The following is a 13512-nucleotide window of genomic DNA, read 5'->3' as shown; positions in this document are numbered from 1 at the left end:
AATTCGATACCGGGCAGGACGTGGGGCGCTAGTCCTGCGATGTATCCCAGCCGTAGTCGGGGTAGGCGAAGAAGTCGTCACCGTTGAGGGTGTCCACTTCGCCGGTGGCCATAGAGTCGATCAGGGACTCCAGTCCGGTCTGAACAGACTGGACCAGCATGCCCTTCATCTTCTGGCCGAAGTCATCCGACTGTCCCCGGACCTCGAACAGCACGGTGGCCGAACCGTTGAGGGCGAAAGCAGACCTGCCCTGGCCTGCATATTCGCGGTCCTCCGGATGGAAATAACGTCCGACTGCGGCGAGCGGGGACTGTGATCCGTAGCTGTCCCGGATGCCGTCGGCAACGGCTAGGGCATAACGGCGGGACTTGTCCTGGTCCAGGAGCGGCCACTGCTGCTGGTAGGCGGCGCCGTCGTTGACGCCCAACGGCGGATAGTCCAGCGCCACGGAGATCTGCTTGCCGTCCTGCTCTCCGCCGGTCAGCGCGTTGCACGGACCCATGTGGTGCAGGTCCACCACGGCATCGACTTCGCCGAACTCTTCCCGAAGGTCAACGTAGACGTCCCGGATGCTCTGGGACTCAGGGGAGAGGAAGAAACCCGCGTCCCGGGGGTCCCCCGGAAGGTCCTCCGGCTGGGGGACGTAATCAAGATCGGCGTTGAAGTCCCGGTTCAGGTCGAACCCGGGGAGCTCGATGCCGTCGCCGCGCAGGCTGTGATACCAGGCCCGGGGAGCGCCTTCCAGCTGCGGATGGCGTTCCTCAATGTCATCCCAGGAAATGACGTTTGCGCGGCGGTTCAATTCACCGCCGTCGGGGTTGACCATTGGCATTGCCACCAACGTGACATTCTCCAGTGCCCTGCGGGTTGCGGGATCATTACTGGAACCAAGTTTCTTCAGGATTCCCAGCAGGGCTTCCGTGCCGGTCCGTTCGTTGCCGTGGACTGCGCTTTGGACCAGCAGGACACGGTCTCCCGTGCCGACCCGGGCCGTGTAGATGTCGCGTCCCTGCTGGGTCTGGCCAACGACGTCGACCGCGACTTTTCCTTTGCTGGTTCGCTCGATGCGCTCCAGCGCCGAGCCCAGTTCCGCATAGCTGGTCCAGCCGCTGAAGGAGGGGTTGTCAAACAGCTTGCAGGTACCTTCGCCTGACGCTTTGGCCACCTGAGGGGCGGCCAAAGCCGGGCCGGCGACCAGAAGAGTGCAGAGCAATGCTCCGGCACCAACGGCGCCGAATAATCTGCGAGAAGTGCGAGGATGAAATTTCAAGGTGAGACTCCTGCCTTAAGTGAGTGGGGCAGGCTAATCGTTTCCGGTCTTACGTTCCCCGGATAGTAGGAAATGGATAACTCAAACCATTATTTAATTCAGCTCTGGCTCACTGCCTTTTTGAACAATAGAATTACCCCCTGCGGTTCCCGCTTCCAGTCCTTGGGCCGGTCTTCCCGCGTTCAGTGACGCGTGTTGACTGATGTGACCTCATCCGTCCCGTCTGCCACAGAGTGTGGGAAGCGTGGGCGCGTCCGTGGGGATCTCGGCAGCCGGGCACCGGGTTGCGGCATAACCGGCGCCGGGGGCCCCGCTAAACGGAGCCGGGGACCGGCGCTGAAGCCACTGCAGGGTTTTTCGCCGCCCGCCGGAACAGGGTTTTGCCGTGCAGCGCCCGCAGGGCGTTCAGGATGGTGGCCAGGTCCACCAGTTCCTGGGTCAGGGCGCCGGCAACTGCCGGGATGAACCCGAAAGCAGCCACCAGCATCAGGACCAGGCTCAGGGCAATGCCGAGCCAGATGCTGCCCAGCGCCACCCGCAGGGTCCGCTTGCTGATGTCCATGGCGGTGGCGACCTTGGCGATGTCATCGGCCACGATCACTGCGTCCGCAGACTCACTCGCCGCCGTGGAACCACGCGCACCCATGGCGATTCCGACGTCGGCCGCCGCCAGTACGGGGGCATCGTTGACGCCGTCGCCCACCATGATGACCGGCCGCAGCCCCAGGGCGGCTACAGCGTTGACCTTGTCCTCCGGCAGCAGGTCCGCGTGCACATCGGAGATGCCGACGGCGGCCGCAATGCTGTTGGCAGTCGCCTGTCCGTCTCCGGTCAGCATCACGGTGTCACGGATGCCCAGGCTGCGCAGCCGGTCCAGGGTGGCGGCAGCGTTCGGGCGGGAGGTATCGCTGAGGATCAGGCTGCCGGCAAACCGGCCGTCCACGCTGAGGTAGACCACCATCTGGCCGGGGGAGAGGTCCACGCTTCCGGCAGACGGGTCCACTTCCTCAATAAACCGGCGTTTGCCCACCCGGACGGTTTGGCCGTGAATGAGGGCCTCGACGCCGTTGGTTGCCACTTCCTGCGCGGTGTCTGCCGGGGAAACGGGCAGGCCGCGCTCCTCCGCTGCGGCCAGCACGGAGGCGGCCAGGACGTGGGAGGAATACTGTTCCGCAGACGCAGCGAGCCCCAGAAGCTCATTCTCGTTGAAACCCGGCTGCGGATTCACGGACACCAGTTCCGGGCGGCCGTACGTCAGGGTGCCGGTCTTGTCGAAGGCCGCGGTCCTGGCGGTGGCCAGCTGCTCCAGTGTGGCGCCGCCCTTGACGATGATGCCGTGCCGGGCCGAACGGCTCATGCCGCCCATGAAGGCGACGGGTGCGGCGATCAGCAGCGGACAGGGCGTGGCCAGGACCAGCACTTCAGCGAACCGCACCGGGTTCCCGGAAACCGCCCAGGCAATCCCCGCGATCAGCAGGGAGACAAGGGTGAAGGGAATCGCGAACCGGTCCGCGAGCCGAACCACGGGAGCCTTGGACGCCGCCGCGTCCCGGACCAGGGCGACGATGCGCTGGTACTGGCTGTCCGCCGTCGTCGCGGTGGCCCGGATTCGGACCGCCTGCGTGCCGTTGACCGAACCGCTCATCACCGCCTCTCCCGCGGTGCGGGCAACCGGAATGGACTCACCGGTCAGGGATGATTCGTCGAAGGACGCGGAGGCTGAGAGCAGCACACCGTCAACGGGGACCACTTCGGAGGGCTTGACGAGCAGGATGTCGCCCACCGCCACCTCTGTGGCGGGAAGGTCCTCAGCCAGCTCGGTGCGCCCCGGCTTCGGTGTTCCGCCGGTGTCGGCGTCGTCGGGCAGCCGGTGTGCGATCTGCGGCGCGCGGTCCAGCAGGGCATCGAGTTCTCCCTTGGCCCGCCCGGCAGCGTAGTCCTCCAGCGCCTCTCCGCCGGAGAGCATCAGGACGATGATCAGCGACGCGATGTACTCGCCCACGGCCACGGTGGCGAGCATGGCGATGACGGCCAGGATATCCAGGCCGTAGTGGCCGCGCCTGATGTCGCGGACCATCCCGGCGCCGGTCACCGTCACCATTCCGAGGGTGTAGAGGCTGGCGATCCACCGGGCGGGACCTGCGGCGCCGGTCCCCCACAGCAGCAGGACGACGGCGAGCACCACTACGGTCGCAGCCACCACCGGATAGGTCCGGACTGCCTTCTGAAAGGACACGCGGTTAAGGGCCATATCTTCGTTTTAGGCTCCTTCGGCGCCGGTTGCCAGCAAGAGAAACCTTGCCTAACCGCGCCGGCTCCGGACGTGCCGCCGGAACGCGGGCCCTAGTGCAGCTGCGCTTCGATCTGGCGAACGCTTTCAATGAGCCGCGCGCCGATGCCGGCCTCATCCTTGCCGGGACCGAAATACACCACGGACAGCGACGCCGGCAGCTGGCCGGGCACCTGGACCGGAACCGCGACGGAGCCGACCCCCTCGATGACTTCGCCGTGGCTGGTCGCGTAGCCGCGCTGGCGGGCAAGCCGGGCTTCGTCTCGGTACGGCTGCCCGGGGGCGAGCCGGTTCCAGTGCTCCTCGGACACAGCGGACTGGATGGCAATCCCCGGCGCACCGGCCGTGAACGAATGCCGGGTGCCCGGACGCTGGATCAGGGCGGTGCGGCTGTGCCGGGGTTCAACGGTGACCAGGGTGACGCAGTCGTGCTGGTCCCACACCGCGATGAATGCGGTCATGGACAGTTCGTTCGCCAGGAGGGTCAGCTCAGGCAGCGCGGCGGACTGCAGGTCGCGGGACACACCCCGGGCCAGCGCGGCGAGTCCGGGCGCAGCCGAAACCCGGCCGGCGTCGTCGCGCATCACGAGCGAATGCGCTTCCAGCGTCCGCAGGATCCGGTAGGCGATGGAGCGGTGCACGCCCAGGCCCACCGACAACTCGGCAATGCTCAGCGGAGTTTCGGCTTCAGCCAGCAGTTCCAGCGCCTGGATGCCGCGTGAGAGGGTCTGGGACTGGGATCCGGAACCCGGCGACGCAGCAGAAGTCATGCGCCAATCATAGGCGTTTGCCGTGCGGCGCGGACCTGGCGGCGTGCGGCAAGTCCGCGTCCAAGAACGCCCTGACGTGGGCTGAAAAGGTAGGCCAGGGTAAAGACGGTGCCCTGGGCGAGCACCACCATGGGCCCGGTGGCAGTGTCCAGGTAGTAGCTCGCGTAGACGCCCGAGACAGCACAGCCCGCCGCAAGCGCGGGGGCGATCCAGAGCATGGCGGAAAACCTGTCGGTCAGCAGGTACGCCGCGGCGCCGGGGATGATCAGCATGGCCACCACCAGGATCACACCCACTGCCTGAAGCGCGACGACGGCGGTCAGAGCCAGCAGCCCCAGCAGTGCCGCTCCGAGCAGCCGGGGATTGAGTCCGACGGCGTGGGCATGGGTCCGGTCGAAGGCGTAGAGGGTGAAATCGCGCCGCTTGAAGAGCAGGACGCCCAGGGTCAGCGCGGCGAGGACAGCGACCTGCAGCAGGTCCGCGGAGCTGACGCCGAGCAGGTTGCCGAAGATGATGTGGTTCAGGTCCGTGTGGCTGGGGGTCACGGAGATCAGCACGAGGCCGGCGGCGAACAGAGTGGTGAACACGATTCCGATCGCCGCGTCCTCCTTCACCCGGCTGGTGTCCCGGACCAGACCGATCAGCCCAACAGCCAGGAACCCGAAAACCACCGCCCCCAGGGCGAAGGGCGCTCCCACCAGATACGCGAGGACGACGCCGGGCAGTACGGCATGGGAGACGGCGTCGCCCATCAGCGACCAGCCGATCAGGACGAGCCAGCAGGACAGGACGCCGCAGGCCACCGAGGCAATGACGGCGGTGGCCAGAGCGCGGACCATGAAGTCGTAGGCGAGGGGTTCGGTGAGCAGTTCGATCATGGCCGGGCGCCTTCCGGGAGGCCGGCAGCGTCGGGCACGTCCAGCCCAAAGGCGCGCGCCAGCTGTTCGGGGCGCAGCACTTCCTGCGGGCTGCCGTGCGCCAGGACGCGCCGCATCAGCAGGGCTGCCTCGTCAGCGAGCTGGGGGAGGGCCTGGAGGTCGTGGGTGGAAATGAGGATGGTCCGCCCGTCGGCGGCTTGCTGCCGGAGCAGGGCGGTAATGGTTCCCTCGGAATGCTTGTCGACGCCGGCGAACGGCTCATCGAGCAGCATCACCGACGCGCCCTGGGCGATGCCGCGGGCTACGAAGGCGCGTTTCTTCTGCCCGCCGGAGAGCCTGCCGATCTGCCGGTCCGCCACGTCAGTAAGCTCCACGCGTTCCAGTGCCTGGGAAACTGCGTCACGGTCCGCCGGACGCGGACGGCGGGTGGGGCCCATATGGCCGTAGCGGCCGGTCATCACCACGTCCCGCACGCTGAGCGGAAAGGACCAGTCGACGTCCTCGCTCTGCGGAACGTAGGCCACCAGCCCGGATTTGCGGGCCTGGGCGGGAGACATCCCGCTGATCCGGACCGTTCCGGACACCGGCTTCACAAGGCCCATCAGGGACTTGAAGAGGGTCGACTTGCCGGAACCGTTCATGCCGATCAGACCGCAGACCCGCCCCGGCGCAACCGCGAGGCTGACCTCGTCGAGGGCCGTGACGTCGTCGTACCTGACCGTCACCGAGTCCAGTTCCAGGGCCCAGGTGCTCATTGTGCGTCTGCCCCCGTCAGGCCCGCGAGAATGGTCTCGGCGTCGTGGCGGATCAGGTCGAGGTACGTGGGCACGGGGCCGCCTTGTTCGGAGAGGGAATCGACATAGAGCACGCCGCCGAACTCCGTGTCCGTGGCTTCGACGACCTGCTGCAGGGGAGCGTCGGAGACCGTGGACTCGCAGAAGACTGCCGGGACATTGTTTTCCTTGACGAATTCGATCGTCGCTGTGATCTGCTGCGGGGTGGCCTGCTGTTCGGCATTGACGGCCCAGATGTAGCGCTCGGTGAGTCCGGCGTCGCGCGCCAGATAGGAGAACGCACCCTCGCAGGTGACCAGCGCACGCTGGTTTTCCGGCAGCGCCCCGAGCCCGGCCACCAGCTGGTCGTGGACGTCCTGGAGTTCTTCCTTGTAGGCCGCGGCATTGGCCCGGAAAGCGCCGGCGTTCTCCGGGTCGAGCTCAGCGAAGGCATCGGCCATGTTGTCCACGTAGGCCTGCGCGTTGAGCGGGGACATCCAGGCATGCGGATTCGGCAGCCCTTCGTAGGCGTCCTCGGCGATGTTGATTGGCTCCACGCCCTCGCTGACCATGACGCGGGGAACGTCCAGGTCAGCGGTGAACTGCTCGAACCAGGCTTCCAGGAACATGCCGTTGTCCAGGATGAGGTCGGCGTTGGAGGCACGGCGGATGTCGCCCGGGGTCGGCTCGTAGCCGTGGATTTCTGCGCCCGCCTTCGTGATCGACTCGACGCTCAGGTGTTCCCCTGCCACGTTCGATGCCAGGTCTGCGAGCACGGTGAAAGTGGTCAGGACCACCGGTTTGTCTTCCGTGCCGGCAGCACTGCTGTCGCCGCTGCCATCAGCGTCGGCGGAACCGGAACAGGCTGAGAGGACGATCAGGAGGGCAGCGGCGGTGGCCAGGCGTCGCAGCCGGGGCGGAAACGTCGTCGTCTTCATGCCTGAAAACATAACTTCGGCAGGGCGTGTAAAACAAGTTCGGGACGCCGAACTTTCTGGTTGTGCTGGGTTTAGGGGTACCTGCGCCGGCTCAGCAGCCCGGATCCGAGGAGGAACAGGCCGCCAGCCAGCGGCCACCAGAGATACATGGAGATGGTCCCGCCCAGAAAAGCAGTGACCAGGACGGCGAGCATTACGCCGGAAACCAGCAGCATCCCCGCCACGATCCGGGCCCGGCCCCGATGCGGAGGAGGGATGGGCGGAAGCCAGGCGGGACGTTCATCGATCCACTCCATTCGGCCAGTGTAGGACCGGGGCCATCGCCTGTAACCGGGCACCGGCCTTTTCTTTCGGGCTGCCGCACAGAAGCCGTCGCACCCTTCCCCTTTCGGCAGGCTGCGCCGGGTGGCACGATGGCGGGCAGACCCACCTGCGGCGGCGACGCCGTCGTGATCCGTCAATCACCTGGGAGACCTTATGGAAGCCAGCGACCTGCTAGTTGACGCCTTTGGGCGGCTGCCCCAGACCGTGAGCCGGGTGCTCACCGGGCTGGACGCGGAGCAGCTGAACCACCGGCCGTACCCCGACGGCAACTCGATTGCCTGGCTCATCTGGCACCTGGCCAGGGTTGAGGATGCCCAGGTCGCCGACGTCGCGGGGCACCAGCAGGTGTGGACCGCTGACGGCTGGGCGGATCGTGTGGGCCTTCCGCTCGCGGTCGAGGACACCGGATACGGGCACACCTCCGAGGAAGTTGCCAAGGTCCGGGTGCAGTCCGGCGAGGTGCTCCAGGGATATTACGACGCCGTCAGCGCCCGGACCATCGCGTTTGTCTCGGGGCTTGGCCCGTCCGACCTGGACCGCGTGGTGGATACGTCCTGGGATCCGCCCGTCACCCTGGGTGTCCGGCTGGTCAGCTCGCTGGCGGACTGCCTGGAGCACGCCGGACAAGCTGCGTACATCCGCGGGATGCTGGCTTCGGGCGGCGGTAACTCATGAATGTGGTCGAGAAACTGGCCGAATCCTTCCGTTCGATGTCCGTCCAGCGGGCCTACGGCGAGCCGGTGCAGGTGGGAGGGGAGACGCTGGTGCCGGTGGCGCTGGTACAGGCCGGGTTCGGCGGCGGGGGAGATGCCGACGGCGACGGCGGCGGAGGCGGCGGGGGCCTGGTGCTGCCGCTCGGGGTGTATGCCGGGCGTGACGGCGGTCCAGCGGTGTTCCGGCCAAACCCGATCGCCCTGCTGGCCGTGGCCACGCCGATTGTCTGGATTATCGGGCGGGTGCTGCGCTCGCGGGGTTAGGCGTAGGGTGCGGGTGCGGGTGCGGGTGCGGGTTGGGGTGCGGGTGCGGGTCCCGCTGCGCCGCAGCCCGGGGCGTTCTTGCCTTGCCGGATCCACTCTGCCACCGCCGGGCGGGCCCGTCGGTGGCACCCGGCGCCCGCCGGTCCGGGACCCGGCGCCCGCCGGCGCCCGGGACCTCAACCGGAGGCGTTGTGCCCCCGGACCCCTTGGCATCCCGCTGGTTTTGCTGCGTTCCGGGACTTTTCGGCCGTGTAGGGAAAATGCTGCGTGGCGCAGTACGCGGAAACTCCCTCCGCGACGAGTTTTTCCCAAACTGCAGTAAATCTTGTCCCAGGTCGGTGGTTTTTTCCCACAGTGCAGCGAACCCAGTCCCAAGATGCAGCATTTCCGACAAAATGCAGCGAATCCCGGGTCGGCGCTGCGTGGTTTCCCACACCTCGTTACGGGAGTGGCCAATGGGGTCACACAGGGTTACAGGGGTAACGAGGGCTGGGGAAGCTCACGGAAGAGCTGTTTTGGCATAGGGAGGTCCTCAGGGCAGTACACCTTTCAGGCAAAGAATGAACTCTCGGCCGGTTGGTCCCAGGCCAAGGCCGCCCGCCGTCCTGGCCCCAGCCGCCGTGCCATCCGCCGGAAGGAGCTTCCTGGCGGACCAGCCGGCACCACACCAAACGCCAGCTAGGAGCCAATCGTCAGGAGCAGGGCATCGCAGGCGGCGGCGCAGCGGTGGCAGGCCTCGGCACAGATGCGGCAGTGGTCATGGGCGGACGCATGCTGCTCGCACTCCTCCGCGCAGCGGCGGCAGGCAGCGGCGCAGGCCCGGACGAGGTCCGCAGCCGAGGCATAGCCCATGCCGGCACGGGCCAGGACCCGGCCGGTGGCCGAACAGATTTCTGCACAGTCCAGGTCGGCCCGGATGCAGCTGACCATGTCGCCGAGCATGTCCTCGCTCAGGCAGGCATCGGCACAGGCTGTGCAGGTCTGGACGCAGTCAAAACAGGCTTCGACGCAGGCAGCCAGTGCATCCATGTCTACGTTCGAGTTCCCGGCCGGGTGGGAAGTCAGCATGTCTTTGATCAGGCTCATCTTCTGCTCCTTGGGTGTTCGAGAAAAAGGCAGCCGGGAACGCGGCGGAACCCGGCCGTGCGTTGTGCGAGCCTAGCCACGTGACCGGCGGGACCTCAACCGGACGCCGGCATTTTGCCCGCGGACTGTTCGCGTGCCTAGAATCGGCGTAGCCTGACAAGGCCGGTTATCCGGCACGATGCAGGTCCCGGGGCTTTAGCTCAGTTGGTAGAGCGTTTCGTTCGCAATGAAAAGGTCAGGGGTTCGATTCCCCTAAGCTCCACACACCACAAAAGGTCCGCCCCACAGGCCGGACTAAGCCGACTCCCGCCCCTGCCGGTAACCGCGGCGGACTTCGGCGATCGCCCGGGCAATGTTGGGGTCGCGGCCCGAAGCCGTCATGACGGTATCGAAATCTGCCAGGCCTACATCCCCGTAGCGGCAGGTCACTTCGATCTCGGTGCGCCTGGCGCTGTGCGGCCGCATCGGCTGGCCGGCCATGGCAGCGTGCCCGGCAAGGGCGGCACGGCCGGTCCGGACCATGCGAAGTTCGCCGCCGACGTCGTCCCGGAAGCGGAACGCCTTGCCCTTCCGGGCGGTCATCAGGGCCCGCCACTGCTCGCGCTGCACCTTCGGCGCGTCAGGGAAATACTGTGCGACGGCGTCGTTCAGTGCCGCTGTTTCGGTTTCTTCCCGGCGGGGGCGAAGTATCAGCCGCTCCCGCACGATGAGCAGCGGGTAGACAATCAGCAAGGCGGCGAGCAGGACGGCGATCACGTTGAAGCCGCCAAAAATGACGAAGGCCGCAGCCACAAAAACCATGCGGCTGACGGCCTTTTCGGAATACGAGCGGGGCGGGGTGAATGGAACACCTACACGAACGCTGGACTCTGAACTCATGCCCATCCGCCTTTCAGTTCTGCCAGGGCTTCTGCTTCCCGCGCCAGCCGGGTGGCTTCACGGAGTTCGTCATCGAATGATGTGGAGGGTCCGCGGAGCGCCGCGGGAGGTCCGCCCAATCCGTCCAGCCTTGCCCTGCTCTGTTCAACAGTGACGGCGAGCCGGAGCTGGGCCTGTGCCTTGACCAGATCCGAAATCAGCTCATGGACCCGTTCCCTGCGGGAACGCACGTCGTCCAGATGTGATGCAGCGAGTTCCCGCCTGTCGTGCGCGAGGCTGTGCATCCGGCGGGCCGTTCCGGCGAGGGTGAGGGCGGAGGCAGATGGCTCCGGGGTTCCGGTCATGACTGACTCCACTGCTTCGTGGCGCAGCCGGTAGGCCTCGGCCACGGAGGCGAAGTGCGCTGCTGCCTCGGTGGCTACGCGTTCCTGCTCGTCCAGCATCCGGCCCGTGGCCTGGGCGGAACTCATGGCAGTACTGAGCCGTGCGTGGATTTCTTCATGGTTGCCGCGCGTTGGCGGCGGTGTCCTGAGCCGCCCGCCCGCGGACTTCCGCAGGCGGCGCAGATCGTGGAGTAATCGAGCCATGATTCTCCTCGGCCGGGGTGTTCCGGGCATCCAGTGTGCAGGAGTCTAGCAGTGGCAGACCGCCGCGGGGATGGGGTGCTGAAGATTAGTTCCTAGCAGGGTCCAATGCCTGAAAAAGGGCACTGGAAAACATGAGACCCGTCACGCCTGCCGGTGCCGAATTATCCTCCACAAGCGCTCAAGCGCAACGTTACCGTCCAGTACCCGGGCCGCAATCAGCGAGGTATTCCTAGGATGCTGGGTTATGCTCCCATATCATGGCTGCACGTAAACCTCCCGTGTTCACCACGGCAACCACCTTCGGACGTCTGCTCACCTTTTTGGGAGTCAGCGTGCTCTGCGGTGTGCTGACCGCAGGGCTGTTCGTTCCCATGGCGGCAGGTGCCGGATCCGCTGCTTCGGCCTCGATCACGTTCTTCGACGGACTGCCCGCGGACCTGGAGCGTGCCACGTTGGCCCAGCCCACCCGGATCCTCGCGTCTGACGATTCGCTGATCGCCACCCTGTATGAGGAGAACCGCCAGCCGGTGACCCTCGACCAGATCTCTCCGCACATGGTTGATGCGCTGCTCTCCGTTGAGGACTACCGCTACTACGAGCACGGCGGCGTAGACGTGCAGGGTATTTTTGGCGCCATTGCCAGCAACGTGTCCTCCGGAACGAAACGCGGAGCCTCGACCATCACGCAGCAGTTTGTCACTAACGTGCTGGCCAACGGGGCCAGGGAACGCGGGGAAGAAGCGGTCCTCAACGGCAGCAAGAACGTATCGGACAAGGTCCGCGAAGTGCGCCTGGCCATCGCCGTGGAAAACGAGATGAGCAAGGAAGAGATCCTTGAGGGATATTTGAACATTGTCTCCTTCACCGGTGACACCTACGGCGTTCAAGCCGCAGCCAAGTATCTGTTCAACGTCGATGCCAAGGACCTGAACATCGAGCAGAGCGCCCTGCTCGCAGGCTTGGTCAAGGGTCCGAGCGCCTATGATCCCCTGGTATACCCTGAGGCGGCGCTGGAACGCCGGAATCTCGTGTTGGGCACCATGCTGGAACACGGCAAGATCGACCAGGCACAGTACGATGCCGCGGTCGCCACCGGGATGGACCTCAACATCACCCCGACGCTGAACGGTTGCGTAGCCGCCGAACAGGCGCCGTACTTCTGCTCTTACGTGGAACACCTGGTCCTGAACAGCGAAGAGTTCGGGGACACCCCGGAGGAACGCAGTTCCGTGCTGTACCGTTCCGGCCTGACGATCAAGACCACGCTGGACCCCGCTGTCCAGCAGGCCGCCCAGGATGCCGTCAACGAAACCGCCAACCCGGACACCACGGCCGGCCAGGTGGGGCACTCGATGATCAGCCTGCAGCCCGGTACCGGCAACATCCTCTCCATGGCCCAGAACACCCGCTTCATCCCGGGTGAGAACGCGGGCGACTCGATGCTGAACTTCAACGTCGACCAGTACCAGGACGGCGACCCCTCCAAGAGCCTGGGCGGCATCGGAGGATTCCAGCCCGGGTCAACGTTCAAACCGTTTACCGTGGCCGCCTGGGTGGATGCGGGCAAGTCACTCGGGACGCAGCTGGACGGCCGCAAGAAGACCTACCCGATGGGCGACCGCTGGACGGCCAGCTGCCTCGACGGCGGCGCCTACGTGGAAGGCGCAGCCAACGGCTGGACTCCGCAGAACTACGGCGACACCAACTACGGGGACGCCACCGTGCTCCACGGGCTGGCGCAGTCCCTGAACACCATCACCTTCTCCACCGCCAAGCAGCTGGACCTGTGCCGCATCATGGAGATAGCCGAATCGATGGGCGTCCACAACGGCAAGAGCGCCTCCGGTCAGGAAGAGCCGCTTTCAGTGAAGCCCTCCGCCCTCATCGGCGGTGTCGAGGACGTGTCCCCAATGGCGATGGCCCAGGCCTTCGCCGGCTTCGCGGCAGAGGGCAACGTGTGCGAACCCCGCGCGCTGGTGGAAGTCACCGATGCGCGCGGCAAGACCTATGAAGTCCCCGAACCCGAGTGCGAGCAGGTCATCAGCAAGGAAACCGCACGCGGCGTGAACTATGCGACGCAGGAAGTCATGAAGTCCGGTTCCGGCTCCCTCCTGAACTACGGCTTTCAGCCGATGGCCGGCAAGACCGGAACCAACGACTCCCGCTCCCAGACCTGGTTCATCGGCTACAACTCCGGCATGGCCACGGCCAGCTGGATCGGCAACTGGAAGGCCGGCAACGAATCCCTGTCCGGCCTGGAGATCGGCGGACGCCTCTACCCGGAAATTGACGGCTCGCTGATCGCGGCACCGTCCTGGGCAAGGTTCATGCAGCAGGCTGGCAGCCTGTACCCCGGCGAACCGTTCGCCGACCCGCCAGGCAACCTGCTGATGAACCCCAACCCCAGCCCGACCCCCTCCGAGTCGGATGAGGCGGAAGAGTCGGAAGAGGAAGAGACTGCCCCGAAGCCGTCTGCTACTGCCGTGCCGCGTCCAACGAAGGAGACACCCACGCCCCCGGCAGCACCGTCGCAGCCGGCTGTCGAACCGACAGCTCCCGAATCCCCGGAGGCTGAAGCAGGGGGAGCCGTGACGCCCAGCCCCGGTGCTGCCCCGTAGCCCAGCCCGCTGGATTCAAAAGCTCCACATCAGGACGCAGGGCCCCCTGGTCGGATAGTGTTTCCGACCAGGGGGCTTTCTGCTGCTCCCGGCCGCCGGGATTGCGGCGGCCCACTTTCAAA

13 protein-coding genes and 1 tRNA gene are annotated in these 13512 nt (G+C 66.2%); 4 read left to right on the top strand and 10 right to left on the bottom strand.

The features are described 5' to 3' along the window. Positions 1-28 precede the first annotated feature (28 nt). The 7 genes from TVB01_RS10880 to TVB01_RS10850 form a co-directional block, all read right to left on the bottom strand. Complete coding sequence (locus TVB01_RS10880; protein ID WP_422455923.1) at positions 29-1270, bottom strand: M14 family zinc carboxypeptidase; 1242 nt, start codon at positions 1268-1270, stop codon at positions 29-31. 313 nt (positions 1271-1583) lie between these two features. After that, positions 1584-3521: a heavy metal translocating P-type ATPase gene (locus TVB01_RS10875; protein WP_422455922.1), complete on the bottom strand. Its 1938-nt coding sequence runs from the start codon at positions 3519-3521 to the stop codon at positions 1584-1586. Between the two features lie 92 nt (positions 3522-3613). Next, positions 3614-4330, bottom strand: coding sequence for an IclR family transcriptional regulator (locus tag TVB01_RS10870; RefSeq protein ID WP_422455921.1), 717 nt, complete (start codon positions 4328-4330; stop codon positions 3614-3616). Further along, positions 4327-5208: a metal ABC transporter permease gene (locus TVB01_RS10865; RefSeq protein WP_422455920.1), complete on the bottom strand. Its 882-nt coding sequence runs from the start codon at positions 5206-5208 to the stop codon at positions 4327-4329. The genes TVB01_RS10870 and TVB01_RS10865 overlap by 4 nt, the downstream gene beginning before the upstream one ends. Then, positions 5205-5963: a metal ABC transporter ATP-binding protein gene (locus TVB01_RS10860; protein WP_422455919.1), complete on the bottom strand. Its 759-nt coding sequence runs from the start codon at positions 5961-5963 to the stop codon at positions 5205-5207. The genes TVB01_RS10865 and TVB01_RS10860 overlap by 4 nt, the downstream gene beginning before the upstream one ends. Further along, a complete protein-coding gene (locus tag TVB01_RS10855) occupies positions 5960-6919 on the bottom strand; it encodes a metal ABC transporter substrate-binding protein (RefSeq protein ID WP_422455918.1) in 960 nt (319 codons plus the stop codon). Before TVB01_RS10855 ends, TVB01_RS10860 begins: the two co-directional genes overlap by 4 nt. Before the next feature lie 71 nt (positions 6920-6990). Beyond that, entirely contained in the window at positions 6991-7215 is a 225-nt protein-coding gene (locus TVB01_RS10850) for a hypothetical protein (protein ID WP_422455917.1), read from the bottom strand. A gap of 181 nt (positions 7216-7396) precedes the next feature. Between TVB01_RS10850 and TVB01_RS10845 the strand changes: the two genes are divergently transcribed. Continuing rightward, entirely contained in the window at positions 7397-7918 is a 522-nt protein-coding gene (locus tag TVB01_RS10845) for a mycothiol transferase (protein ID WP_422455916.1), read from the top strand. Next, positions 7915-8220 carry a hypothetical protein gene (locus TVB01_RS10840; RefSeq protein WP_422455915.1) on the top strand — a complete coding sequence of 102 codons (306 nt, stop codon included), beginning with the start codon at positions 7915-7917 and terminating at the stop codon, positions 8218-8220. The genes TVB01_RS10845 and TVB01_RS10840 overlap by 4 nt, the downstream gene beginning before the upstream one ends. Before the next feature lie 678 nt (positions 8221-8898). Here the strand turns inward: TVB01_RS10840 and TVB01_RS10835 are convergent. Beyond that, a complete protein-coding gene (locus TVB01_RS10835) occupies positions 8899-9306 on the bottom strand; it encodes a four-helix bundle copper-binding protein (protein WP_422455913.1) in 408 nt (135 codons plus the stop codon). Between the two features lie 189 nt (positions 9307-9495). Here TVB01_RS10835 and TVB01_RS10830 point away from each other — a divergent pair. Next, a tRNA-Ala gene (locus tag TVB01_RS10830) sits at positions 9496-9568 on the top strand. A gap of 32 nt (positions 9569-9600) precedes the next feature. Here the strand turns inward: TVB01_RS10830 and TVB01_RS10825 are convergent. Both TVB01_RS10825 and TVB01_RS10820 read right to left on the bottom strand, forming a co-directional pair. Beyond that, complete coding sequence (locus TVB01_RS10825; RefSeq protein WP_422455912.1) at positions 9601-10185, bottom strand: hypothetical protein; 585 nt, start codon at positions 10183-10185, stop codon at positions 9601-9603. Then, on the bottom strand, positions 10182-10772 hold the full coding sequence (locus TVB01_RS10820; RefSeq protein ID WP_422455911.1) for a hypothetical protein: 591 nt from the start codon (positions 10770-10772) through the stop codon (positions 10182-10184). The genes TVB01_RS10825 and TVB01_RS10820 overlap by 4 nt, the downstream gene beginning before the upstream one ends. Positions 10773-11029: 257 nt before the next feature. On the opposite strand from TVB01_RS10820, the gene TVB01_RS10815 reads away from it, so the two are divergent. Continuing rightward, the gene (locus tag TVB01_RS10815; protein WP_422455910.1) at positions 11030-13390 is read left to right on the top strand and encodes a transglycosylase domain-containing protein; all 2361 of its coding nucleotides are present in this window, start codon (positions 11030-11032) and stop codon (positions 13388-13390) included. Positions 13391-13512: the final 122 nt, after the last annotated feature.

It is taken from the genome of Arthrobacter sp. 7Tela_A1 (assembly GCF_049311065.1).
GTDB lineage: Bacteria > Actinomycetota > Actinomycetes > Actinomycetales > Micrococcaceae > Arthrobacter_B.
Note: the sequence above shows the minus strand (reverse complement) of the source record. Positions and strands in the feature narration are given on the sequence as shown.

What these genes read in the sequence shown, in the direction of transcription:
- TVB01_RS10855 (WP_422455918.1), bottom strand. Translation starts at nt 6,919, where the DNA reads ATGAAGACGACGACGTTTCCGCCCCGGCTGCGACGCCTGGCCACCGCC.
- TVB01_RS10835 (WP_422455913.1), bottom strand. Translation starts at nt 9,306, where the DNA reads ATGAGCCTGATCAAAGACATGCTGACTTCCCACCCGGCCGGGAACTCG.
- TVB01_RS10825 (WP_422455912.1), bottom strand. Translation starts at nt 10,185, where the DNA reads ATGAGTTCAGAGTCCAGCGTTCGTGTAGGTGTTCCATTCACCCCGCCC.
- TVB01_RS10865 (WP_422455920.1), bottom strand. Translation starts at nt 5,208, where the DNA reads ATGATCGAACTGCTCACCGAACCCCTCGCCTACGACTTCATGGTCCGC.
- TVB01_RS10845 (WP_422455916.1), top strand. Translation starts at nt 7,397, where the DNA reads ATGGAAGCCAGCGACCTGCTAGTTGACGCCTTTGGGCGGCTGCCCCAG.
- TVB01_RS10820 (WP_422455911.1), bottom strand. Translation starts at nt 10,772, where the DNA reads ATGGCTCGATTACTCCACGATCTGCGCCGCCTGCGGAAGTCCGCGGGC.
- TVB01_RS10860 (WP_422455919.1), bottom strand. Translation starts at nt 5,963, where the DNA reads ATGAGCACCTGGGCCCTGGAACTGGACTCGGTGACGGTCAGGTACGAC.
- TVB01_RS10870 (WP_422455921.1), bottom strand. Translation starts at nt 4,330, where the DNA reads ATGACTTCTGCTGCGTCGCCGGGTTCCGGATCCCAGTCCCAGACCCTC.
- TVB01_RS10875 (WP_422455922.1), bottom strand. Translation starts at nt 3,521, where the DNA reads ATGGCCCTTAACCGCGTGTCCTTTCAGAAGGCAGTCCGGACCTATCCG.
- TVB01_RS10850 (WP_422455917.1), bottom strand. Translation starts at nt 7,215, where the DNA reads ATGGAGTGGATCGATGAACGTCCCGCCTGGCTTCCGCCCATCCCTCCT.
- TVB01_RS10815 (WP_422455910.1), top strand. Translation starts at nt 11,030, where the DNA reads ATGGCTGCACGTAAACCTCCCGTGTTCACCACGGCAACCACCTTCGGA.
- TVB01_RS10840 (WP_422455915.1), top strand. Translation starts at nt 7,915, where the DNA reads ATGAATGTGGTCGAGAAACTGGCCGAATCCTTCCGTTCGATGTCCGTC.